19 protein-coding genes and 3 tRNA genes are annotated in these 24,187 nt (G+C 33.8%); 4 read left to right on the top strand and 18 right to left on the bottom strand.

Translation table 11 applies throughout. The features are described 5' to 3' along the window. Positions 1 to 311: 311 nt before the first annotated feature. The 12 genes from L1S34_RS06730 to L1S34_RS06675 all read right to left on the bottom strand — a co-directional run bounded on the left by L1S34_RS06730 (position 312) and on the right by L1S34_RS06675 (position 8,809). Positions 312 to 1,247 (bottom strand): hypothetical protein, encoded by a 936-nt coding sequence (locus tag L1S34_RS06730; RefSeq protein ID WP_236363357.1) that lies wholly within the window; start codon positions 1,245 to 1,247, stop codon positions 312 to 314. 285 nt (positions 1,248 to 1,532) lie between these two features. Further along, a complete protein-coding gene (locus L1S34_RS06725) occupies positions 1,533 to 1,757 on the bottom strand; it encodes a hypothetical protein (RefSeq protein WP_236363356.1) in 225 nt (74 codons plus the stop codon). A gap of 66 nt (positions 1,758 to 1,823) precedes the next feature. After that, the gene (locus L1S34_RS06720) at positions 1,824 to 2,414 is read right to left on the bottom strand and encodes a ParA family protein (RefSeq protein ID WP_236363355.1); all 591 of its coding nucleotides are present in this window, start codon (positions 2,412 to 2,414) and stop codon (positions 1,824 to 1,826) included. A 47-nt stretch (positions 2,415 to 2,461) separates the two neighbouring features. Beyond that, complete coding sequence (locus L1S34_RS06715) at positions 2,462 to 3,985, bottom strand: DUF5712 family protein (protein WP_236363354.1); 1,524 nt, start codon at positions 3,983 to 3,985, stop codon at positions 2,462 to 2,464. A 4-nt stretch (positions 3,986 to 3,989) separates the two neighbouring features. Further along, the gene (locus tag L1S34_RS06710; RefSeq protein ID WP_236363353.1) at positions 3,990 to 4,652 is read right to left on the bottom strand and encodes a BfmA/BtgA family mobilization protein; all 663 of its coding nucleotides are present in this window, start codon (positions 4,650 to 4,652) and stop codon (positions 3,990 to 3,992) included. Between the two features lie 159 nt (positions 4,653 to 4,811). Beyond that, positions 4,812 to 5,678 carry a toprim domain-containing protein gene (locus L1S34_RS06705; RefSeq protein WP_236363352.1) on the bottom strand — a complete coding sequence of 289 codons (867 nt, stop codon included), beginning with the start codon at positions 5,676 to 5,678 and terminating at the stop codon, positions 4,812 to 4,814. A 230-nt stretch (positions 5,679 to 5,908) separates the two neighbouring features. After that, on the bottom strand, positions 5,909 to 7,096 hold the full coding sequence (locus L1S34_RS06700; RefSeq protein WP_236363351.1) for a primase-helicase family protein: 1,188 nt from the start codon (positions 7,094 to 7,096) through the stop codon (positions 5,909 to 5,911). Positions 7,097 to 7,202: 106 nt separating this feature from the next. Next, on the bottom strand, positions 7,203 to 7,487 hold the full coding sequence (locus L1S34_RS06695) for a helix-turn-helix domain-containing protein (protein ID WP_144892271.1): 285 nt from the start codon (positions 7,485 to 7,487) through the stop codon (positions 7,203 to 7,205). Between the two features lie 124 nt (positions 7,488 to 7,611). Further along, a complete protein-coding gene (locus L1S34_RS06690) occupies positions 7,612 to 8,388 on the bottom strand; it encodes a hypothetical protein (protein ID WP_236363350.1) in 777 nt (258 codons plus the stop codon). A gap of 140 nt (positions 8,389 to 8,528) precedes the next feature. Beyond that, positions 8,529 to 8,602 (bottom strand) — tRNA-Arg (locus L1S34_RS06685). Positions 8,603 to 8,632: 30 nt separating this feature from the next. Then, positions 8,633 to 8,707, bottom strand: a tRNA-Pro gene (locus L1S34_RS06680). A gap of 18 nt (positions 8,708 to 8,725) precedes the next feature. Beyond that, positions 8,726 to 8,809: transfer RNA gene (locus L1S34_RS06675), tRNA-Ser, on the bottom strand. Between the two features lie 228 nt (positions 8,810 to 9,037). Here L1S34_RS06675 and L1S34_RS06670 point away from each other — a divergent pair. After that, positions 9,038 to 10,216 (top strand): acetyl-CoA C-acyltransferase, encoded by a 1,179-nt coding sequence (locus tag L1S34_RS06670; protein ID WP_166135294.1) that lies wholly within the window; start codon positions 9,038 to 9,040, stop codon positions 10,214 to 10,216. 71 nt (positions 10,217 to 10,287) lie between these two features. Continuing rightward, positions 10,288 to 11,049 (top strand): C40 family peptidase, encoded by a 762-nt coding sequence (locus tag L1S34_RS06665; RefSeq protein ID WP_236363349.1) that lies wholly within the window; start codon positions 10,288 to 10,290, stop codon positions 11,047 to 11,049. A 4-nt stretch (positions 11,050 to 11,053) separates the two neighbouring features. Here L1S34_RS06665 and L1S34_RS06660 read toward each other — a convergent pair whose 3' ends face one another. The 5 genes from L1S34_RS06660 to corA all read right to left on the bottom strand — a co-directional run bounded on the left by L1S34_RS06660 (position 11,054) and on the right by corA (position 19,162). Further along, positions 11,054 to 12,436 (bottom strand): M28 family peptidase, encoded by a 1,383-nt coding sequence (locus tag L1S34_RS06660; RefSeq protein WP_236363348.1) that lies wholly within the window; start codon positions 12,434 to 12,436, stop codon positions 11,054 to 11,056. Between the two features lie 130 nt (positions 12,437 to 12,566). Continuing rightward, the gene (locus L1S34_RS06655) at positions 12,567 to 14,663 is read right to left on the bottom strand and encodes a glycoside hydrolase family 97 protein (RefSeq protein ID WP_236363347.1); all 2,097 of its coding nucleotides are present in this window, start codon (positions 14,661 to 14,663) and stop codon (positions 12,567 to 12,569) included. A gap of 12 nt (positions 14,664 to 14,675) precedes the next feature. Then, positions 14,676 to 15,875 carry an acetate/propionate family kinase gene (locus L1S34_RS06650; protein WP_236363346.1) on the bottom strand — a complete coding sequence of 400 codons (1,200 nt, stop codon included), beginning with the start codon at positions 15,873 to 15,875 and terminating at the stop codon, positions 14,676 to 14,678. 75 nt (positions 15,876 to 15,950) lie between these two features. Further along, positions 15,951 to 18,044 (bottom strand): phosphate acetyltransferase, encoded by a 2,094-nt coding sequence (gene pta, locus L1S34_RS06645; RefSeq protein WP_236363345.1) that lies wholly within the window; start codon positions 18,042 to 18,044, stop codon positions 15,951 to 15,953. Between the two features lie 47 nt (positions 18,045 to 18,091). Further along, entirely contained in the window at positions 18,092 to 19,162 is a 1,071-nt protein-coding gene (gene corA / locus L1S34_RS06640) for a magnesium/cobalt transporter CorA (protein WP_236363344.1), read from the bottom strand. Positions 19,163 to 19,485: 323 nt separating this feature from the next. Between corA and L1S34_RS06635 the strand changes: the two genes are divergently transcribed. Beyond that, a complete protein-coding gene (locus L1S34_RS06635; protein WP_236363343.1) occupies positions 19,486 to 22,047 on the top strand; it encodes a zinc-dependent metalloprotease in 2,562 nt (853 codons plus the stop codon). A 350-nt stretch (positions 22,048 to 22,397) separates the two neighbouring features. Here the strand turns inward: L1S34_RS06635 and L1S34_RS06630 are convergent, their stop codons facing one another. Further along, positions 22,398 to 23,123 carry a bacteriorhodopsin-like gene (locus L1S34_RS06630; protein WP_166135271.1) on the bottom strand — a complete coding sequence of 242 codons (726 nt, stop codon included), beginning with the start codon at positions 23,121 to 23,123 and terminating at the stop codon, positions 22,398 to 22,400. A gap of 110 nt (positions 23,124 to 23,233) precedes the next feature. On the opposite strand from L1S34_RS06630, the gene L1S34_RS06625 reads away from it, so the two are divergent. After that, positions 23,234 to 24,139 carry a Brp/Blh family beta-carotene 15,15'-dioxygenase gene (locus tag L1S34_RS06625; protein WP_236363342.1) on the top strand — a complete coding sequence of 302 codons (906 nt, stop codon included), beginning with the start codon at positions 23,234 to 23,236 and terminating at the stop codon, positions 24,137 to 24,139. The last annotated feature ends 48 nt before the right edge of the window (positions 24,140 to 24,187 follow it).

Raw genomic sequence — 24,187 nt, 5'->3', positions numbered from 1 at the left:
CCCCGTAAATAGTGAAACTAAACTGAGTTAATAGTTTTCGGAGTACTGCATTCTTTAGACAATTAACTACTATGCTTTTTACTTCTTTGGTTATGTATAGTTTATAGTAAATTGTAATCACAGCAAATAAATTAACAGAGTTGTTAAAATAAATGTAAGAAAAAAATAAAAAAATATGAAAATAACTTTTGGCAATTCTGATTAGCACTTTTAATATTTTCTATAAAATTAGAATTATATAATTCTATAAATCTAGTTTTATAGAAACGTAATTTTTTTTGTACTGATCAAAAAAAAATCATTTTTTGTAATTATTTCCTTTTAAGCGAACTTCCATAAGTTGGTAAAAGTTCTAAATTCTTTTTTGGAATCATAGTCAAATATAGATTGTCATTGTCTCTTTTCCATAGTCCATAAATATATTCTACTCCAGGTTCAATAACTATTTTCTGATTGAAGATTATAGTTCCTGTATGAGAAGGACGATCAGGGTAATGTTGATCTTTATTAGTGGTTAATCTAAATTTTAATTCATTTGTTTCAATATCTAGATCAAATGAGCTTTTGGTAATCGTTTCTTTTATTGAGATTTCATTTTTAAAACTAGCTAGTTTATCTAAGTAACGATAATTTATGATCTCTTTCGTGGTTGAGTCTCTTTGTAAACTCAAAAGATTATAAGCCTCAATAGCTTCCAATGATTCAATAAATAGAATCCAATTATCTGAACCTAATAAGGGATGATAATGTTTTTTTAATTCAACAAAATTCATTTTGAAGCAATTACATAGCATTCCTTTTTGAAAATTAGAAAGGTGTAGCCAATTTTCAGTTTCAATGGCTTTTTCTAAATTTTCATTTATTTTTTTTTGTTCTTGAACATTTTTCAAATAAGCTTCTTCTAGTTCTTTACTGTTGCAAAAATTGCACTTATAAGTTGAAATAAGATTACTTGTCAATGCTTGATTTATAATTGATTTAAAATTCAATCTACTAGATGCTTGAAAATCATCAAATTTAGGACAAGACCCACAAGGAATAGAAAACAGTAGTAAACCACGTGAAGAAATAAGTTTGTTTAGCTGACTTTGAGAAATTTCAAAAGTTTCCATGATACTTTTGACTGTATTTAAAAATTCAAAACCATTAAACTTCCAGTACAATTCAATGATTGATTTCTCTCTTTCAGTACATTTTTCTGAAACTTGAACTCGAATATTAGAGACTTTTTCGTTTATATTTCCCATGACGTTTTTAAAAAAAGCGTGGAACTGTTTCTTGTTAGCACTATAGGTATCGCCAAACACCCGCACACCAAACAAGAACAGCCCACGCTAGGCATGGGCGTCTTAGTTTTGATATTAGCGTGCTATTAATTTTGGCGATTTTATAGTACTAATTCAAAAGCTAAACACTTTATATTTTTATTTCTAAAACTGTATTTTGCTACATCTTATATTAGTTTCAAATTTAGTCAAAGTTTTTAAAGAGCGATATCAATTTTAAATTAATTAATCTATCAAAGATCAAGTTTAAATAAGAAATGATTTCACAGCCTCGTTGACAATTTGCTTCATACTGGTATTCTCTTGCAGGGCTTTAAGCTTTAGTTTTTTAAGTAGTTCTTTTTCAATATAAAAAGAAAATTGGACTTCTTCTATTTCTTTGGTAACAATAGGAACAATTTTTTGAATTGCTTTTTGCTGATTGCTTGATTTCGCCTTGTTAATTAGGTCATTGATGTTTTGTTTTTCCATAATGATAGATTTGTATTTTTATAGACTTATAGACTTATAGATTTATAGATTTATATTTTTCCATAATCATATTAGCTTGGTTAAAATTTCTTTTGTAAGTTGGTCAATCTGTTTTTGTGCATTTTTATCATTGGAAACCCCTTTTAACAAGACTGAGCGTGTAAAAGCGACCAAATCACTAATATGCGTAGTAGCTGTTTTCACGTTATATTCTTCTAAGCCAATTAAAATGTCTAGGGTTAAAGTCGTGTTTGGTTTTATCATATTGAAAACAACCAAGGTATCCATAGTTCTTTTCTCTTGTTCAATAAGGGTAAGGGTGCTTTTTATGGCAAGCAGATCTAGAATACCTGCTTTAGTTGGCACAATAATTAAATCTGATATTGAAATCAGTTTAGCTAAATGATTAGATAAATAAGGGGGAGTGTCTATGAATATAAAATCATATTGCAGCTCTGAAATACTTTCCAATTTATCTTGATAGGGAATTATTTTAAAATCAGTAACCAATTCTTCTAATTGGCTCAAACTTCCTTGTAAATCAAAATCTAATACGGCAACTTTAGAATTTGCAGCAATATTTTGTGCAAGATTAAAAGTAAGAGTGCTTTTACCAACTCCACCTTTTTGGTGTGTTATTAATATAATTTTCGGCATGTTTTAAAATTTAAACGGTTATTATTTTTGTAAACTTAGCGAGGGGATTAGTAGCCCAAATCCTTACCACTATCAAGAATTTTCCTCACAACTTTTATTGACAAATCCGTTATGGATTTTGGGAAACTAGTCGGTATCTTAGCAAATGGGATTTGCTCTTTTATACTTTGAATTGGGTTCAATTGTTGCTTTACCTCATTTAACCCAGTGTGCTTAAATATGAAATTTTTAGCCTCGTTTTTTACCCCACTGGATATTTTATTTCCTAATTCTTTTTCGGACTTTTCAATATTATAATTTTTCTTTTTATCATTAAAATATTCATACGATTGGTGAATGGGTCTGGCATATTCGAATTTTTTATCGAAAGTTTGCTCTGCCGTTTTGAAAAAAGCACTACGATTAAAACCAACTTGATTTTTTCCAGCTAAAAGCATTTTGTCCCTTGCGGCTGACAATGGAGACAGTGATATTTTATCCCGTGCGTTATGATTGGTTTTATCATGTCTAGAGACTAAAACATGTACGTGAAAGTTGTCGCCACCTTTCAAAGTGTCGTGTTTGATTACTTCCTTGGTTAATGGATCTCTGTTTAGTTTGGCTTCCAATTCCTTTATTTTTGCAGGATTATTTTTTTCGATTTCAATTTCTCGTAACAGCTCCTTATTTCTTATAACCTCCCTGTCTTTGTGGTTGTAATGCCTTTGTGTCTCTACTTTTCCATACCAAAGTAAATCATCCCCCGTAAGCTGTCTTTTGCTCAAATCAAACCCTTTTTGTTGGGCGAGGCCTTTGTAAATACTTTCTTTTTTGGTTCCGTATTCTTTCTCAATTGCTTCATTTACTTTGTTATCATACAATTTTTGAGGAATTTTATAGGTTCCATTTTTTTGTTCATGTAAAAGTGTTTTTGGAATAGAAACCTCTTTGTTTCCAAAACCTTCCAAATCCAGTTCAACTTTCAAAGATTTTTTATTTTCCGAAATAATTTTCAAATCTTTCAATTCCTTCCATTCTTTCGGATTTGTATTTTCTTTGATCTCTATTCCTCTTTCTCTCAAGTAGTCTTTGTAAATTTTATTAGTTTCCATTTCTAGAGCTTTCTTTTCCTCATTGTTCGGAACCTTGTGGGGATTAATAAAGACTTCCCTTTCGAAATTTGAAGCATATTCAGACATTAGATTTTTGGTGTAAAGCTTCAATTGCATTTTGATAAGCTCTTGTTTGCTTTCTTCATGAACAGGACTGTTTTTATCGTATCCTCTTTGGGTTAATTCGGCAACGGCAATTTTTTCTAGGTGTTTTAATTCATCTTTACTCGGCGAAATATTTAGCATGTAAAAATTAGATTCGCTTAGTTTCCGAGACCCTCTATTCGAATCCACAGTATCTTTGACGTCATCCATTTTTATGTTTTGCAAAGGTTGTGTCTCTGAATATTCTTGATTGAAAAAATTCTCCTGAAGTCTTACCTTATCAGTGTCAATTTCGTTTTCCTTATTTAGATATTCTACAAGCCCTGAACAACTGGAACTTGATTTGGCATCGTGCGCGATAAATTTTATATTCATGATTTTATCGTTTTCGTTTAAAGACTTCTTTATATTCTAAAATATCTTTCCAATCGTCAATATCCCATTCAATTACCACTTTATCCTTACTGATAAGCTGCTTTTCTATTTTTGTGTTTTCCCTTAAGATTTGATGTAATCTTCTGTAAAATTCTAAATCTTCATTTATTCCTTCTATAGTTTTTTCCATGGAAATAAGCAGTTGATTTTTCGATGATAAGTCCCGTGTGAGGCTAATTATTTTTTTATCTAGCTCCCAAATCTTATTAGGTTCTTCCGCTTTTTCAATCAAAGATTCGTTTCTTTTATCAATAGATTGAATGTTTCTATTTTCAAAAAGGGCATTTATTTTTCGGCTCATAGGAGTCAAAATATCTCTCTCGCTTATTTTTAAAATTTTCTCGTTCACTTTAAAATCGTCTTTCATTACCTTTTTTAAATTATTGATTTCAAATTTTAATTCTTCGAAATTTTTCAAAAACATGTTTGAGATTTGTTCGTTCGGAGCTATATTATTTACCTTAAAAAAATAATGGATTTGAGAAATGCAATCGTTAAAAGTTGTAAACGAATAAGTTTTTTTCAACCAATCAAGCTGGCTTTTACATTCGTTGCTAATTCTGATGTTTACATCCTTCTGCATGTAATTATGTTTACTATTATTCATCGTAAAGTGTTGATTATTAGTTTATTATTGTCTTTTTTAGTAAAAAAGGAGAAAGATTGCACGCATTTATTAATACTAAAATAAATTAAAACATTAAAAATCAGTCAGTTGTAGTTTGGATTGTCGCATAGCGCAATCCCCTCTTGCTCCCTCATATCTTCAAATTCTATCTTTAATTTCACTGCCACTTACCAAGCATTCATTTAAGTCTTTAAATCCATCAAATAGCACTCTACAATCTTTCGCATTTTTAAATTTCCCTATTACCAATGAAGTGTATTTATCCCCTGTGGTGTCATTGTCTAAGTACAATTCTATAAAATCATAATCACTCAAAACCGAAATATTTTTCACTAACAATGCCACAGAATTTAAAATCAAATAATCCGATTCCTCTATTTTTAAATTTCCCCGAATCTGTACAAAAGACAAATAGTCAAAAAAACCTTCGTAGACCCTTAGCGTTTTTAATCCATTATGGATTAATGAAATGTCTTTCTTTCCTAGGCATATTTTTACATATTTAGATCTGATTTCCCAGCCTTGACTTTTATTTTGAAATCCTAAAGCGAAGTAGTTTTTGTCATTTATTGTGTAATGAATTTCTTTTAGCTGTTCAATATTTTTGGAATTACTTATTTTTCTTGTTTTTAAATATTGAACTAAAGCAACATGTTGAACCGGTAATATTTTTTCAATTTGATTTTTATTATTTAGTTCCTTAGTTACTGTTTCAAAAATTTGCTTTTGAAAAGAAAAAAAAGTGTCGAATTTTTCTAGGTAACTCAAAGCTTCATTAACACTAAATCCAAACTTTTCAATTACCAAGTCTATAACGTTTCCACCTTTTTGTTCTCCATGGTCAAACCATCGATTAATTTTTCTATTGAGCTTAAAAGAAGCTGTTTTTTCAATTCTAAAAGGGGATAAATACCAGCTTTCATTTTCAGTAGATTTTATAGGTTCACAGCCTAAATTTTGGAGTACTTTTTCAATTAATATTTCTCTTGCTTGGATCGTATTCATCTCAATTTGTTTAGTGGGTTAAAAAATTGCAAAAAAATGATGATTTGATGACAAAGCTCCCTTAAGTCAATATGATAAAGGGTTTGCGTTGTCATCATTTTGTCATCACGTCATCAGTTTTGATTTCTTTTTTATGCTCGTCATCATTTTTCTGTCATCACTTTTATTTTTGATGACAAAATGATGACAAGATTAAGCCCTGTAAATAGTGGGCTAAGACTAGTCTGTCATCAATTCATCAATTTTTCAGCTAAAAAATTTCTAGAAACTGAATAATGTCTTCCTTTGGATTGATTTTGATAAAAATCTAAATCCATGGTGAGTGTTATTTTTTGGTATTTATTAGAGTTAGATGCTGGGACTAATTGCCAATTATCACGAATGATTTTTTTTATTTCAGCAGCATCATACTTTATCCTGAATTTGTTCAAAATATTTAATAAATCTGAAAAACAAAATTCTAAAAGTTCAGTATCTAAACTTTCCATCGTATTCAATAAGACGTTTGCTAATTCATTTTCAATTTTACTCGAATGATAGCGTACCAGTTTTTGCAATGCTTTAGTTTTTATCTGTTCTGGAGTAAACCACATTCGGGATTGATTTTCGGTAGATAATTTTCTAGTTGTTAGAAAATGTAGAAATGCAGGAATTTCGTCAGTTAATTTTTTTAGAAAATTAACATCCTCTTTTTTGTAACGATTCACTTTTATGATCCAAAAGCGAATTTCATCAGCATCAATTTTAATAAATGATGTTTCATTATTAGAACAAAGAATAAATTTTCCAAAAAAAGAAGCTTCTTTTTTGTCTTTTCCTTTGGCTTCCGTTTTGTGTGTATTTGTAGTAGAGAGGTATTTTATCCGTTCTGTGAGTTCATCAGTTTTAAATAAAACTTCATCAATGCAAATCAATAGTTTTGAACTCCAATCGGAGTTAAAATTTGAAGTAAAGTCACTGTTAGTTAAGAAAGTCAGATTGTATTCAAAAATTTCTTTTAACCACTTTAGGAATGTTGATTTACCTGTAGAACGTTCCTTACTAACTAAACAAAGAATTGGTAAAATTTGAGTCGGCTTTAAATAAATTAATTGCAAATAATCAAGCCCAAGTTCAAGTTGCTCACCAAAAATGTGAGATAGAAACTCCAGAGTATTAATAATTTCGCCTTCTAAAGGCGATTTACTTATTTGATGATAGGTGTTGTAATAATCCTGAACTCTTTTTTTGAAGAACTCGGGGCGATTCTCAGGGATGCATATGAACCCATCAAATCGTTCAATTTCTGAAAGGACATTTTTGCCATGATCTTGTCTGATTAACTCGGCAGACCAAATAACTAAAATTTCAATAAAATCACCTGATGGTAAAGGATATAAGGATTTCTTAAAATAGGTAGTTCCTATTCTTAAATACATGTTTTTCATTATACAATATGAATTTTATTGTATCTTTGTGAGATACGAATGGATTAAAAACAAAATAGAACACAATCATTATAGTCGGAAGCTATTATGATTGTGTTTATTTTTTCCAATGATTCTCAATTGTATGTTCCTTATAGATTGCAGGGATTTCATTACGAAGTAAAAAATCCTCTAAATCAGATTTTTGAAAATAATTCAACTTTCCTAATGGACAGAAAAATCTTATTTCCTTTCTTGCTGTAAGCTTATATAAATATGAAGGTTTCATATTTAAAAACTCTGCTGCTTCTTCATGAGATAAAATAGTCTTAACTGCTAGACTTAACTTTTGAATACTATTCTCAATGTGGAATAGTTTCTCTTCGATTTGTAGATTGCTCATAGTTTTCTTTTTTAAGATTTTAGATTCTCTTTGTGAGAACCATGAAGCAAAGGAATAGAAAGGATAAAAAGAAAAAAAGACAGTTAATCTATTATAACTGTCCTAACTCTCAAAAGAAACTCTCCTATTTTTTTTTCATCCAATCTCCAATTAACTTAGGATATACCTCTTTCTCCTTTTTAGGGTGTCCAATCTCGTTAAACTCAAAATATTTGTTTATCATGGTTACACTTTCGTTTCTATCTTTAGTCAATATCTGATTAGGAAACAAATCATTAATATAATCAAAAAGTAATTGTCTGTTTTTATGACCACTATCCGCAACTGGTTTCCAAATTATTTTTTCAATAGGTTCTTCTAACAAAATGAAAGTTTTAAAAACTGATAATTCACAATCAAACAATTTGTTTTCCAAAGCTTCCACATGCTTTCGTTTAATTTCATCATTAGTAAAAGAAAAAGAGTTGTCTATTTTCTTTACATCTTCTAACAAAATATTATTTTGATCATTGATTACATTTGAAACTAATATAATATCGTTGATTTCGTTAGAACAATTATTAAGATTTTCTTTTGAAGGAGTTCTTATTTTATTTTCCAAAAAAAAATATATCCCAGCAAACGCGACAGAATCGACAATGAAAGTAATCGTAATATCAAACAAAGGTTTAGGTTCAATAAACGATTGGTAACTGAACCAAATTAAAGAGGAAGCGAGCAAAAATAAAATTAAATATATTTTCAACTTTACAGAGTTTATTTTCTCATTCCATTCTAATTTTTCATCAAAATAATAAGTAGACAAAACAGGAGTGATAATATAAGACAATCGCCCTACTATTAAAAGGTAAAATAGAAAAAGTATACCCCAACATCCCGCAATAATTTGAACAGTTTCCATATTTTAATTTTTAACTTTATCAAAAATAGGAAAAAATAATCAGAGTATGATTTACTTAATTTGACTATAATGTTCGTCAAATGTTCGTTACAAGGCATAAAAAAAGCCCTTACAAATTTGTAAGGGCTTGATTTTCAATGTGAAGGCAGAAGGATTCGAACCTTCGACCGCCTGCTTAGAAGGCAGGTGCTCTATCCAGCTGAGCTATGCCTCCATTTTAAAAATCTCAATAGACTTTTAAAAGTCGGGGTGGCAGGATTCGAACCTGCGGCCTCCTGCTCCCAAAGCAGGCGCGATAACCGAGCTACGCTACACCCCGAAAAACAAAATTAAAAAGCGGAGGGACAGGGACTCGAACCCTGGCACCGATCACTCGATGACAGTTTAGCAAACTGCTCCATTACCACTCTGGCACCCCTCCAAGCTCAAGAAAACGTGTTCTGTTTTGCGGTTGCAAATTTAAGACATCTTCAGACTTCTCACAACTATTTTGCGACTTTTTTTTATATTTTTTTTATTAAAAGTCAAAAAAGCTTCACAATCAAAGATATAGAATAAAAAATATTTTTAAACTTATAAAGCATTTTCCAAAATATGAAATTACTTAAAAAAGAGTAAATTTGCTTCATAAACTAACATTATGAAAGTCATGAACAAAAGAGTTGTTATCGTTTCTGCCGTTAGAACACCTATCGGAAGTTTTATGGGGGGATTATCTACTGTCACCGCACCACAATTAGGCGCAGCTGCCATTAAAGGGGCTTTAGACAAAATACAATTAAACCCTAATTTAATTGATGAAGTATACATGGGGCAAGTCGTACAGGCTGGAGCAGGACAAGCACCTGCAAGACAAGCTGCATTATTTGCTGGATTGCCTCACCACGTAGCTTGTACCACTGTAAATAAAGTATGTGCCTCTGGTATGAAAGCTGTAATGCTTGGCGCGCAAGCTATTCAATGCGGCGATGCTGAAATTGTAGTAGCTGGTGGAATGGAAAATATGAGTTTGATTCCGCATTACATGAACCTACGTACAGGAACTAAATTTGGTCCTACAACTATGGTTGATGGAATGCAAAAAGACGGATTACAGGATGCTTACGATAACAGTGCGATGGGAGTTTGCGCTGATTTATGTGCTACTGAATACGGATTTTCACGCGAAGACCAAGACGCATTTGCAATTCAATCCTACGAGCGTAGTGCTGCTGCATGGAACGCAGGTAAATTTGATAATGAAGTAGTTCCTGTTGCAGTTCCTCAACGCAAAGGCGACCCAATAATGGTTACTAAAGACGAAGAATACAGCAATGTAAAACTAGATAAAATCCCAACTTTAAGTGCTGTTTTCACAAAAGGAGGAACGGTTACTGCCGCTAACGCATCAACAATTAATGACGGAGCTGCTGCAGTGATATTAATGAGTGAAGAAAAAGCAATCGAATTAGGCTTGAAACCATTAGCGTTCATTAAAGGATATGCAGATGCGGAGCAAGAGCCAAAATGGTTCACCACAACTCCTGCGAAAGCAGTTCCAAAAGCGTTAGCAAAAGCTGGCATCACATTAGACGATGTTGACTTTTTTGAGTTTAACGAAGCGTTTTCTGTGGTAGGTTTGGCTAACTCTAAAATTCTTGGATTAGACGGATCTAAAGTGAACGTAAATGGTGGTGCAGTATCATTAGGTCACCCTCTAGGATGTTCTGGTGTACGTATCATTGTTACTTTACTTAATGTTTTGGAGCAAAACGATGCCAAAATTGGTACTGCTGCAATTTGTAATGGTGGCGGTGGCGCATCTGCAATTGTTGTAGAAAGAATATAATTTTTTTATCAGTTATGAGTTGTATCAGTTGGTGCAACTCATAACTTTTTTAACAATAAATCAAAACCTTCATGTTCGGAATTTGTAATTTAGCCATGATCCCGCTTCGTGCAGAAGCCAGCGACCGCAGTGAAATTGTATCGCAAGTATTATTTGGAGAGCATTTTGCTGTAAAAGAACAATCTAAACAATGGTACAAAATTAAATTACATTACGACAATTACGAAGGATGGATTGATAGTAAGCAATGCCAACTTATATCCTCTGAAAATTACATACAACTGAGTAATGAGGCAATTGTTCTCAATGCAGACTTAATTGATTACATTACAGCGCCGTCTAATTTTATGTTGCCTATTCCACTGGGAGCATCGCTTTCCTTTTTGCATCATCCTGAAATTAACAGTACGCAATTTGAGTTCGAAGGCACTAAAACTAGTGGTAAAAAAGAAAAATTCAACCTCATTAACACGGCATTACTGTATTTGAACGCTCCTTATTTGTGGGGCGGAAAAACACCTTTTGGTATTGATTGTTCTGGTTTTACGCAAATGGTGTATAAATTAAACGGTCATTCGCTTTTACGAGACGCATCGCAACAAGCAACTCAGGGTGAAGCGCTAAGTTTTATTGAAGAAAGTGAGCCAGGAGATTTGGCTTTTTTTGACAATGAAGAAGGTAGTATTATTCATGTCGGTATTATCATGGCTGATAATTACATCATTCACGCAAGCGGTAGAGTGCGTATTGACAGACTCGATCATTTGGGTATTTTTAATGCCGAAACTAACAAACACACTCATAAGCTACGTGTGATAAAAAAAATAATCTAAGGATTTATTGCGTTACAATTCCGTTTTGGTCTACTAAATACAATAGTGAAGCCATCGCGGCAGCTCCTAATTCAAGCTCTCTTTTATTAACAGCATCAAACGTATCATTGGATGCATGATGATGGTCAAAATAGCGTTGCGAATCAGGTTGCAAACCTACTTTTACAATTTTCTTGGATTGCAACGGTCCAATATCAACTCCAGAGCTTCCTTTTACAAATTTGTGAATCAAATACGGTTCAAATAATGAATTCCAATTTTTGATCTGGTTAAAATTAGCCTCATCTCCATCAATAGAAAAACCTCTTGGCGAAAATCCTCCTGCATCACTCTCTAGTGCAAAAATATGATTCTCCCCTTTTTTAGCCGACTGATTTTCATACTCTTTACCACCACGAACACCATTTTCCTCGTTCATAAACAATACCACTCGCAAAGTGTTTTTTGGCTTGTAACCAATATTCTTGAAGATATTTAAAACTTCCATACTTTGTACACAACCAGCTCCATCATCATGTGAACCATCGCCTAAGTCCCAAGAATCAAGGTGACCTCCTACTACCATAATTCTCTCTGGATGCTCAGTACCTGTCATTTCCGCCACCACATTATACGACAGTACATCATCAAAAGTTTGACACGATTGCTTTAGATAAAAAGTCGCATTGGGATTCGATTGTAAACTTTTGCTCAATAATTCAGCACCATTGGTACTTATTGCAGCTGCAGGAATGCGTTGGTCTTTACTAATATCGCCATAATTAGTAGCACCCGTATGAGGCAAATCATCCATGCGCAAATTCATTGAACGCACAATTACTGCCAAAGCACCTAATTTTCCAGCCTCTCTAGCTCCAGATGATCTTTGATCTACACAACCGCTGTAGGCTTTAAAAGTCTCTACAAATTCAGGATTCATAGGTCGGTTAAAAAACACGATTTTTCCTTTTACTTTTGCTTCGCCCAAAGCAGTTAATTCTTCAAGGCTCTTAACTTCAATCACACTAGCATTTAAACCAGATTTGGGAGTCGCCACCGATCCACCCAATGCGCAAATTGGAAAAGTAATTTTTTGTTTCCCTAGTTGTAAATAGCCTACTTCTTTTTCACCTCTCACCCATTTTGGCACCATTACTTCTTGAAGGTACACTTTGTCAACACCTAAAGTTTCTAATTGTGCTTTGGTATATAAAACCGCTTTTTCGGCACCCGGGGAGGCTGATAATCGAGAACCAATATTGTTAGATAAATGATCCAGCCAAGGGTAACATTTGGCCTTGGTTAATGACGATTTGTAAATTTCTTTTAAGGTTTGCTCCGCAGTAGTTTGTGCAAGGAGCGGTAATGTGCCGCAGAAAAGTGCAGCCATAACAATTGATTTTTTCATAGTTTAAAAAAGTTATTGCGAGTGATTTTTGTGTTTTTTATAATAATCCAGCAATTTCGGCATTCTGTTTGGAATTTTTGCTTTCGCCAAAAAAAAAACCTGCAAAATTATACTCTTGCAGGTTTGTAAATTATGGAATTGGCTCAAAACTAACAGCTGTACCTCCGCCCGCTGCCAAGATTAATTTTAGTTTCGATTTACTAGTGACCGTCATTGTTTTGATTTGGTATGCAATTGGATTGTTTTTCCAGTGAGCGTTGGCTGCATCGGAATATACAGTTGCTTTATACTTTTTACCTTGAGTAAGAAAATCTAATTTCACCTCTGATGTTCTTTCGTTTTCATCCGTGATGGCTCCTAAGAACCACGTCTCTTTTCCTTTTGTTTTTCGGGCAACGGTAACATAATCTCCGGGTTCAGCTTCTAAATATTTACTTTCATCCCAATCTGTTTCCACATCTTTGATAAACTGAAAAGCATCCGGATATTTCTCGTAATTTTCTAATAAATCAGCTGCCATTTGCAAAGACGAATACATTGTTACATACAAAGCCAATTGTTTAGCGAGAGTAGTATGCACCTGTTCTGTTTTGTTTTTGTCGTAATAGCTCATTTTTACTTCAAAAATTCCCGGCGTATAATCCATCGGACCTCCCAATTGTCTGGTAAATGGTAAAATGGTTTCGTGTGCAGGTGGGTTTCCTACGCTCCAAGCATTGAATTCGTTACCACGAGCCGCTTCGGCTGCGATATAGTTAGGATACGTTCTACCCACACCTGTTGGTCGGGAGGATTCGTGAGAGTTGATCATAATTTTATAATCAGCAGCGCGTTTTACCACAAAATTAAAATGATTCACCATCGATTGTCCGTCATGAAACTCGCCACGCGGAATGATTTTGCCCACATATCCAGATTTCACAGCTGGATAATCGTATTTTTTCATCAAATCAAAAGCGCGATCTAGGTGTCTTTCATAATTACTGACAGAACCAGATGTTTCATGATGCATGATCATTTTGACATTTTTTTCTTTGGCGTAAGCCGAAAGCGCTGCAATATCAAAATCTGGATATGGCGTAGTAAAGTCAAAAACTTCCTCTTTCCAGTTGCCATTCCAATCTTCCCAACCTACGTTCCAACCTTCAACTAAAACGCCATCAAAACCGTTTTTAGCGGCAAAATCAATGTATCGTTTGGTATTTTCGGTAGTAGCACCATGTTTTCCCGAGGCTTTTGGAGCATCGGCAAAATTGGTGGCATTTTGAGAACCTGCATAATCCCAAGTTGATTTTCCTACGTGCATTTCCCACCAAATCCCCACGTATTTCATCGGTTTTATCCAAGAAGTATCTTCAATTTTTGAAGGTTCATTGAGGTTCAAAATGATTTTAGAAGCCACAATATCTCGGGCATCATCGCTGATCATAATGGTTCTCCAAGGCGAAACACAAGGCGTTTGTAAATAGGCTTTGTCACCAATAGCATTTGGAACTAATTCGGCTTTTAATTTATAATTGGTCACATCGGCATTCAAATGCATTACGGGATAATTAACTACCGCCGCTTCAAAAATATTGAGATACAAACCAGATGGTGCTTTCATCATCAATGGCGTTTGAACGGTATATTTTCCAGGAATCGATTTTACACCAATCCCGTTGTTCATATTGATTTTAGAATTATCAATCTCTGAAAACCTCGTTTCGTTGTACTCGTATTCATTACTATCAAAATCACCCGGAAGCCAAAATACTTTATTATTTTCAGTAAGATTAAATTGAGTAAGCTCATCCGAAATGACGAAATAATTCAGCTCTGCTTGTTTCGGAAAATCATATCTAAAAGCGACACCTTCATCAAAAACTCGGAAAATGATATTCATTTTCACCTTCGTTTCCTTGTTGATGAGCGAAACACTAAGTTCGTTGTAGTGATTTTTAATACTCGATTGTTCCCCTAAAACCGGTTTCCAAGATTCATTGAAACTGGAAGTTTTTGAATCCAGAATATCAAAATTAGCATCCAAAGCTGGTTTATCTTTTAATTTAATCCCAAGAGCGCTTTCTAAAACCGTTGGCTTATTTTTGTAATTCACAGAGTAGCTTGGTTGTCCATTGGCAGCTAGCTTAAAATTTACGGCTATTTTACCCGAAGGTGATTGAACACTTTGAGCAACAGCAAGATTAACAAAGACCAGTAGGGAAATAAGGATGACTTTTTTCATTTTTTTGTAATTTTATTTGTTTAACAATTCAAAAACTTGATTGGCAATTTCAACTTCTTCATTGGTTGGAATCACTAAAATTTTTGTTTTTGAATCAGCTGTATTGATTTCGCGAATTTCTTTGGATCGTGTTTCATTCTTAGATGCATCTAATTGCAAACCAAAATAATCCATGTCGGTGCAGACTAATTTCCTGATATAAGATGAATTTTCTCCGATTCCGGCGGTAAACACAATCGCGTCTAAACCGTTTAAAACGGCAGCATAAGAGCCTATGTATTTCTTGACACGGTAGGCATTCATGGCCAAAGCCAATTGACAATCAGCATCGCCATTTTCTGCTCTTGCTTCAATATCTCTTAAATCGCTGTAACCTGTGAGGCCTAGCATTCCGCTTTGTTTTTGAAGCATGGTATTTACAGCATCGAGCGAATATCCTAAAGTATTCACCAAATAAAAAATTACTGATTGATCGACATCACCACTACGAGTTCCCATAATTAATCCGTTCATGGGACCAAAACCTAAGGTGTGATCGATACTTTTTCCGTCTTTAATAGCAGTCATGCTGCAACCATTCCCAAGATGAATGGTTATAATTTTGGAACCTGACAAATTTGTATTTTGCTTTAAGTAGTCAATTGCTTTTTGTGAAACATACTTGTGACTGGTACCATGAAAACCATACAATCTAATTTTACTGTCGGTAAAAAGATGTTTTGGAATAGGATATTGATGCGCTACCACTGGAATCGTTTGATGGAAAGCAGTGTCAAAAACAGCAACTTGTTGTGCCGATTTAAAGATTTCTTCAGCAACAGCAATTCCCTCTAAATTAGCTGGATTGTGTAAAGGAGCCAAATCAAAAAGTTGTTTTATTTTTTCTTTTACATCCTCTGTTATTCGTACTGTATTAGTAAAATCGCTTCCGCCATGAACCACGCGATGTCCTACGGCTTGAATTTCGTCAGTACTTTTGATTACACCAATTTTTTCATCCATCAACAAATTGGCGATTTTCTCTAAACCTACTTTATGATTCGCAATCGAAAGTGTTTCCTCTAATTTAGTAGAACTTGTTACGTAAGTTAAATTAGAACCTTCGAGGTCAATTCGATCAATCATCCCAGAGCAAATCACTTCGCCAGAAGGCATGTCAAGTAATTGGTATTTAATAGATGAACTTCCTGAATTTATAATTACTATTTTCATTTAATTTTTATTTTTTTATGGTTCTAAGGTTCAAAGGCACTAAGGCGCTTAGTTACTTAGAACCTTAGTACCATTTTACAATCCTTGTGCTTGAATTGCCGTAATCACGACAGTATTTATGATATCGTCAACCGTACAACCGCGACTTAAATCATTAACCGGTTTATTTAATCCTTGCAACATTGGGCCAATAGCTAGCGCTCCGGTTTCTCTTTGTACAGCCTTATAGGTGTTATTTCCAGTATTTAAGTCCGGAAAAATAAGAACACTTGCTTGACCTGCCACTTCCGAATTGGGTAATTTACTTTGGCCTACAGCCATATCAACGGCGGCATCGTATTGTATAGGACCTTCGATTTTTAAGTCTGGACGTTTTAGGCGAACAATCTCGGTAGCAGTGCGAACTTTATCGACCTCATCACCTTTTCCAGATGCTCCAGATGAGTAAGAAAGCATAGCAATTTTTGGTTCAATACCAAAAGCCAAACTCGAATCGGCAGATGAAATGGCTATTTCAGCCAGTTGTTCTGCTGTAGGATTTGGGTTAATAGCACAATCTCCAAACACAGAAACTCGATCCTCTAAGCACATAAAAAATACTGATGAAACAACCGACGAATTGGGTTTGGTTTTAATAAACTGTAAAGCCGGCAAAATGGTATGTTGCGTGGTATGTGCCGCACCAGATACCATTCCGTCAGCGTGACCTTTATACACCATCATCGTCCCGAAATACGAAACATCTTCCATTAAATCTTTGGCCATACCAATGGTTACATTCTTCGCTTTGCGTAGTTCGTAATAGGTGTTTACATAATCGTCGTAATGTTTGGATTCGATAGGATTTATGATTTCTACTTTATCAAAATCAAAATACAATCCTAATTCCGCAACCTTACTCTCTATTTGTTTTTTGTTGCCAATAATCGAAATGTCTACTACATCCATTTCGAGCAATCGAGATGCCGCCATCAAAATTCGATCGTCATTCCCTTCAGGTAAAACAATGTGTTTGCGATGTTGTTTGGCGCGCTGAACCAAGTTATATTGAAACATTTTTGGAGTCATTCCTTCAGGTTCAAAGGTGATTAACTTTTCGGAAAGCAAATCTAGTTCGACAAATTTCTCGAAGGTAGAAATCGAAAGCTCAATTTTCTGTTTGTTATTCGCATAAATTTTCGACTTGATACTGCCGATTTTATTGGTAATATAGTACGTTCCTTCCTCCACTGCGATGATAGGTACAATAGTGGAAAGACCTTCAATTAACTTTAAAATACTAATTTCAGGTACAATATTTCCTGTTAGAACAATACCAGAAATCGAAGGATAATTGGCCGATTCATTGGCTTGTAGGGCTCCTAGTATAATATCTGCACGATCACCAGGCGTGATTACCAAACTATTCTCTTTTAAATGCAATAAATAATTACGAAGCTGCATGGCTCCAACGCTAAAATTACCCGTTTGATTATTCAAATGGGCTTCGCCAAAAAGTACTTTTGCACCTAACTCTTTTACAATTTCTTGAACGGTCGGATTATTTAAATTGTAAATCAACGGGATGGCATTGACCAAAATACCTTTGGGCAAATTTTTAGTGAGTCCGTTGGTTACTAATTCTATGTTCTCGGGTTGTACTTTATTAGCAATTACCGCAAGCACCTCTACATCTTTCACTTTGAAAGAATCGTAGGCTAAATATAAACTGTCAATTAACTCCTCGAGTGTTTTCCCTACGCCAGAGCCTACAATCATGGTAGGAATTCCAAGATTCTTAGCAATGAGGACGTTCATATCCAATTCGATAACCGTGCCCTCGCCTGTAAAACTGGTTCCTTCAACCAAAATAAAATCAAAGCGTTGCTCTAGTTTTTTATACTTTTCGATAATCAAATCGAGAACTTCGCCTATTTTACCCTTGTTTTTCTTTTTAATCAATTTGCTTTTGGTAATGGCATAGGCATCTGCAAAATCGATATCCAATCCAAAATGACCAATAACAGTTTCAATATGGTTGTCGAAACCACCTTCTTCAATATCTTCTATGATCGGTCTAAAATAACCTACTTTGGCAGTTTTTCCGATGAGCATGCTCATTAAACCCAGCGTGATAATTGACTTACCGCTATTTTGCTCGCTTGTTGCTATGTAAATTGCTTTATTCATTTTATAGTTTTTAGAAACATATTAAAATCTTTTGTCAAGGAAAAATATCAAAACCATCGTCGTTTTTTAAAATACACGATCATACCAATTACCAGCAAAAACATAACTCCCATTACTATTGGGTAGCCATAGGTACTTTTCAATTCAGGCATATTTTCAAAGTTCATTCCGTATACACCAACAATAAAAGTTAGCGGAATAAAGATAGAAGACACAATGGTCAACGTTTTCATTACTTCATTCATTTTGTGTGTTTGCGCCGAAAAAAAGAAATTAGAGGCACTTTCTAGCGTATCCATATCAGAATCAATTTGCTCCAAAAGCTCTAAACTTTTTTGATGCAATCGCGCGAAAAAACTGAAGGTATCGTCTTGAATTTCGTTAAACACCGTATCGTCTTTTATACTTTTAATTTCGTACAAAGAATCTCGAAGCGGAATGATAGAACGTTTTAAAAAGTTAAAATTATCGCGGTGTTTTTCGATGCGTTCTAAAATAATTGGATCTGGATTTTGCTTAGTCATATCAATTAATTCTTCTACTTTATCCTCTTCGTTTTCAAGAGTGATGTAAAAATTTTCCATGATTGAATCTAACAAAATATATAACAAATAATCGGCTTTTCGACTGCGTACCAAACCTGAATGACTGCGAATACGCTCCCTTATATGGATAAAGAAATCGCTTCTTTTTTCTTGAAACGAAAGCAAAACATCTTTTTTTAGTAAAAAACTAATCTGCTCTACCTCGATAGCATCTGAACCCTCAGAAGGCAATAAAGACTTGATATTAAAGAATAAACAATCGTTAGTTTCTTCTAATTTTGTTCTGCGTACCGTATTCAAAATATCGGCCAACATAAAATTATCAATCGAAAAGTAATCACCTATTGCTTGCAGCCACTCCACATTATTTAAACCATGAATATTCAACCAATTTACTTTATCATTTGCTAAAAATTTATCTAAATGAATTAGTTTAAAAGCCTCATATTCAGCTAAAGTTTTATCATCATAAACAAAAAGTTGTAACTCAGATTCAATATTTCGATGCGCTCCCGTGTATTCAAGCGTGTAAGGCTGTAATCGTTTGCCTTTTTTATATTTAATTTTTCTCATTAAACCGTTGTTAGTATTCCATCGGAACTTTTAAAAAGCCATTTGATCACAGAACCATGTAAATGTTGAACTGCAAAAATTATGAATGCTTGAAAAACAAAAGTACTCAGAAAATACTAGTCTTTTGAAAGTACACACGCTAAAAAAGCACAAAAATTTTGATTCTACATGTGTTAATTTATGTTAATGTTTTATAAATGAAATTAGAAAACCTCAAATTGTGAAAATATATCAATAGATTTGAAAATTAATGCTGAATTTATACCATATCCTTAGTATAATTCGGTAAAAAACTAATTATTAACCGTAAGATGTAGAATTACATGATTCAAAAAAAACTAACTCTATTGATGTTATGTCTCTTATCTTTTTCAGCTACTGAGACCTTTGCTCAAAGCAAAAAAAAGAAAAAGAACGACAAAACTGCCGTTGCTGCACCAATGGCTAAACCAGCTGAAGGCAAAAAAGAACCAAAGCCTTACAAAAAAGTAATTGACTCAACTGCAGTCACACAAAAAGGTTTGATTGATGTTCACAAAACGGACAACAAGTACCTATTTGAAATTCCAGATTCTCTTTTAGGAGGCGAAATCATGACTATCACCCGTTATTCAAAAACACCGGCAGGTGGAGGAATTTTTGGTGGAGAAGAAATCAACCGCCAAGTAATTCGTTTTGAAAAAGGACCAAACAACAACATTTTGATGCGTTCAGTAACGTACGTAATCATGTCACCTGACCAAGACAAACCGTTGGCGCAAGCGGTTAAAAATTCAACTGCCGACCCAATTATTGGAAATTTTGACGTTCTTGCTTATAAAAAAGATAATGACGGAAAAATTACTGGTTACGTAATTGATATGACTACTACTTTTGATGCAGATGTTCAAACATTCTCATTAGATCCGATCAAGAAACAATTATTAAACATCCAAACGTTTCAAAAAGATCGTTCTTACATCTCAAAAATTAGCAGTTTCCCAATCAACACTGAAATTAGAACTGTAAAAACTTTTACTACAACACCACCTAGAATTAGTACAACACCTACTCCGCAAATTGGTGTCAATCTACCTTCGGCTTTAGATGCAGGAGTTGTGACTGTTGAAATGAACACCTCTATGATTTTGCTTCCTAAAACACCAATGCGTAAGAGAGAATTTGATGCACGTGTAGGATATTTTGCAAATGAATACGGCGTTTTTGAAGAAGAATCTCAAAAATCAGATACTAAAACTTTTGCTGTTAGATGGCGTTTAGAGCCTAAATCTCCAGAGGATGCTGCCAAGCAAAAGAAAGGAGAACTTATTGAGCCTTTAAAACCAATTGTATACTACATTGACCCTGCTACTCCAGACAAATGGAAAAAATTCATCAAGCAAGGTATTGATGATTGGCAAGTAGCTTTTGAAGCTGCTGGATGGAAAAATGCAATTCGCGGAGAATACTGGCCAGAAAATGATCCAACAATGAGTTTAGAAGATGCCCGTTTCTCAGTTTTGAGATACTTTGCAGCTGAAATTCAAAATGCTTACGGACCAAATGTTCACGATCCAAGAAGTGGAGAAATTTTAGAAAGTCATATTGGTTGGTACCACAACATCATGAGTTTGTTACGCAATTGGTACTTAATTCAAACAGCAGCAGTAGATCCAGCGGCAAGAAAAAAACAATTTGATGACAATTTGATGGGCGAATTGATTCGTTTTGTATCGTCTCATGAAGTAGGACATACATTAGGATTGCGTCATAACATGGGAGCAAGCTCTGCAACTCCTGTTGAAAAACTAAGAGATGCCGCTTACCAAGAGAAAAACGGTCACACATCATCTATCATGGATTATGCTCGTTTTAACTATGTAGCGCAACCAGAAGATAATGTAAAACACTTGTTCCCAAGAATTGGTGATTACGACAAATGGGCTATCAAATGGGGTTATTCTTATTTTGAAGATGCAAAAACCGAAGCAGAAGAAAAAGCGGTGTTGAATAACATGACTAAAGAAGCATACAAAAACAACAGATTGTGGTTTGGTACAGAATCTAGTCCTTACGACCCGAGATACCAAACAGAAGATATTGGAGACAACGCTATGAGAGCCTCTGAATATGGTATTAAAAACTTGAAAAGAATTTTACCAAACCTAATAACTTGGTCTAAAGAAGATGGTGAAAGCTATGCAGAATTAGATGAATTGTATGGTGCTTTAACTGGACAATTCAGAAGATATTTGGGTCACGTTACTAAAAACGTAGGAGGTATTTATGACAATCCTAAAACCTACGACATGACTGGAAATCAGTTTCAAGTTGTTCCAAAAAGTATTCAAAAAGATGCTATTTCGTTCTTAAACACACAATTGTTCAATACCCCAAAATGGTTGCTAGATCAAAATGTTCTTGCAAAAATTAACCCCGATAGTGGTGTAGAAGCTATTAAAGCGATGCAAGATGCTACTTTATCGAGTTTAATGGCAGGAGATCGTATGGTACGTTTGATGGAAACATCTGTGGCTAGCAAAGACAATTATAGCGCAGATGAAATGGTAACAGACTTGAAAAAAGGAATTTTCTCAGAGTTGAAATCAAATGGTGCAATTGACATGTACCGTAGAAATATTCAAAAAATCTACGTTGATAAATTGATTGAGTTACTAAAACCAGGTTCTACAACGGTTCGTTCTAATGTAGTTGGTGCAACTTATGGTTTCAATACAAGAAGAGTGAATTTAGCTCAGACTGATTTACCTTCTATTGCAAGAGGGCAATTGGTCGCTTTGAAAAACGAATTAAAAATCGCATCTAGTCAAATGACAGATCGTTTGAGTAAATACCATACTCAAGATTTAATTTCTAGAATTAGCGAGGCATTGGATCCAAAATAGTCCAATTATAATCGTAAAGGAGAAAGGGGAAATGAGCAATTCATTTCCCCTTTTTTTATGTCTAATACTAAACAAATAATCTTTCGCCTTTATTTAAAATACTAATAAGTCTTTTATCGGTAAGACTCCAGTACATAGTTAAATTTTAAAGTAAAACAATAACAAGATATAATAAAAGATGTAGTTGTTAACATTACAACACATTTGTACAGAAGGTTATAACTAATCGAAAAATAGTATTAGTTAGCAGAAATCAGAGATAGCGTTTCGACTATTCTACTTTCAATGTATAAAAAAAACCGAGCTATTTCTAGCCCGGTTCATCACTACATTATAATAAAAAAAGAAAATTAATCTTTAGATGACTTCACAGCAAGACTGTAGATTACTAAACCAAATCCAATTTTATTGATTGCATCAGCAATATTGTACGCTACATCAATATTCCCTGATGGAATTAGACCATTGTACCAGCCTGTCGTTCCCATCATGTATCCTAAAGGATAAATGGCCCAACCTACTAACACGAACCAACATAAAATTTTGTGTGCTTTTTGCACTTCGCCACCGGCTGCTGCTGCTAATTTAGAAGCTTCACCCAACCAAATTTCATACACAATTAAGAAGTACGCCGCTCCTGAAATACCACCCCAAAGTGCAGCACTTTCTGGTGCAACAACCTCACCAAAATAACCTGTTACAAGCATGATTACTGAATAAATAATCATTTTCCATAATAATGATTGCTTAGCTCCTGCTACTTTTAAAATTAAATAGAACTCTAAACACATTAACGGAACTGTTAGTACCCAGTCTACATAACGAAAGAATGTTGGCGACTCACCAAACGAAGCCCAATAATCTCTCATGTAAAAATAGTGCACAGCTGCAATAAAAGTAATTAAACCAGAAACCAATACTGATGTACGCCATTTTTTATCAAATTGACTTAATGATAAAAAGAAAAATGCTGATGCAGCCATCATGGCCATACAACCTACAAAAAAGGTAAACCCAACATAATCGGTTGGAGATAATTTACCCACTAATCCTGAAATAAACATAAAATTTGTCATAAATAATAGTTTTTAAATGGTTTTGTTTATCCAAATATAGAAAATGTTAAACACAAAAAATAATTTTTGTTTAAATATTTTTGCGTAATTTTAAACAAAAATTATTTTTTATGCGCAAATATTCGAATATCGCAATGGTAGCAAGCTTTTTTGGACTATGGCTAGATTCCTATCTATCAGATTCAAAACAAATATATTTAGGTTTTTTCTTAATTTTTACTTTTGGAATCTTGCACGGAGCGAATGATTTGATGTTAATTAAAACTATTAAAAATGATAAACAAAAAAAATCTTGGCTAAAAGTATTATCTTATTACATAGTAGTGGTGCTTTGTGGAATTGTACTTTTTTATTTAATACCACAATTTGCACTATTATTATTCATACTAGTTAGTGCCTACCATTTTGGGGAGCAAGAATGGCAACAAACCCTATTACAATACGGTAAATGGTTTACTTTTGCTTTTCAAATTATTTATGGCCTACTCATTTTATCGCTGTTGTTTATTTTTCATAAAGAACAAGTTCAAGAAATTATTATAAACATTTGCCAACTTAAAGTACCAATAACATACTTTGATTTATTATTCGGAATTGTTTTAGCACTCTTTTTAAGCTTGTGCTCTGTAGTTTATCTGCAAAACAAAAATCAGATCCAAAATATACTACAAGAATGTTTTTACATCCTTTTGTATGCCATTATTTTTAAATCATCAAGTTTGATTTGGGGTTTTGCTATTTACTTTGTTATTTGGCACAGTATACCATCAATAATGGATCAAATTCGTTTTTTAGATGGAACATATACCACTGCTAATTTTATAAATTATTGTAAAAATGCAGCTTTATACTGGTTTGTTTCTATAATAGGTATCGTAGTAATCTATTACTATTTTTCAGAGCAAGAACAACTGTTTAACGCTTTGTTTTTCTCATTTTTAGCAGCTATTACATTTCCGCATGCGGCAGTTATCAGTACCATGTTTCATCACTCTGCAGTAATTCCAAAAAAATAAGGCAAAAAAAAAACCGTTTACCAGTGGCAAACGGTTTTTAAATCAACA

Origin of the sequence: Flavobacterium sp. K77, assembly GCF_021608205.1 — a bacterium.
GTDB lineage: Bacteria > Bacteroidota > Bacteroidia > Flavobacteriales > Flavobacteriaceae > Flavobacterium > Flavobacterium turcicum.
Note: the sequence above shows the minus strand (reverse complement) of the source record. Positions and strands in the feature narration are given on the sequence as shown.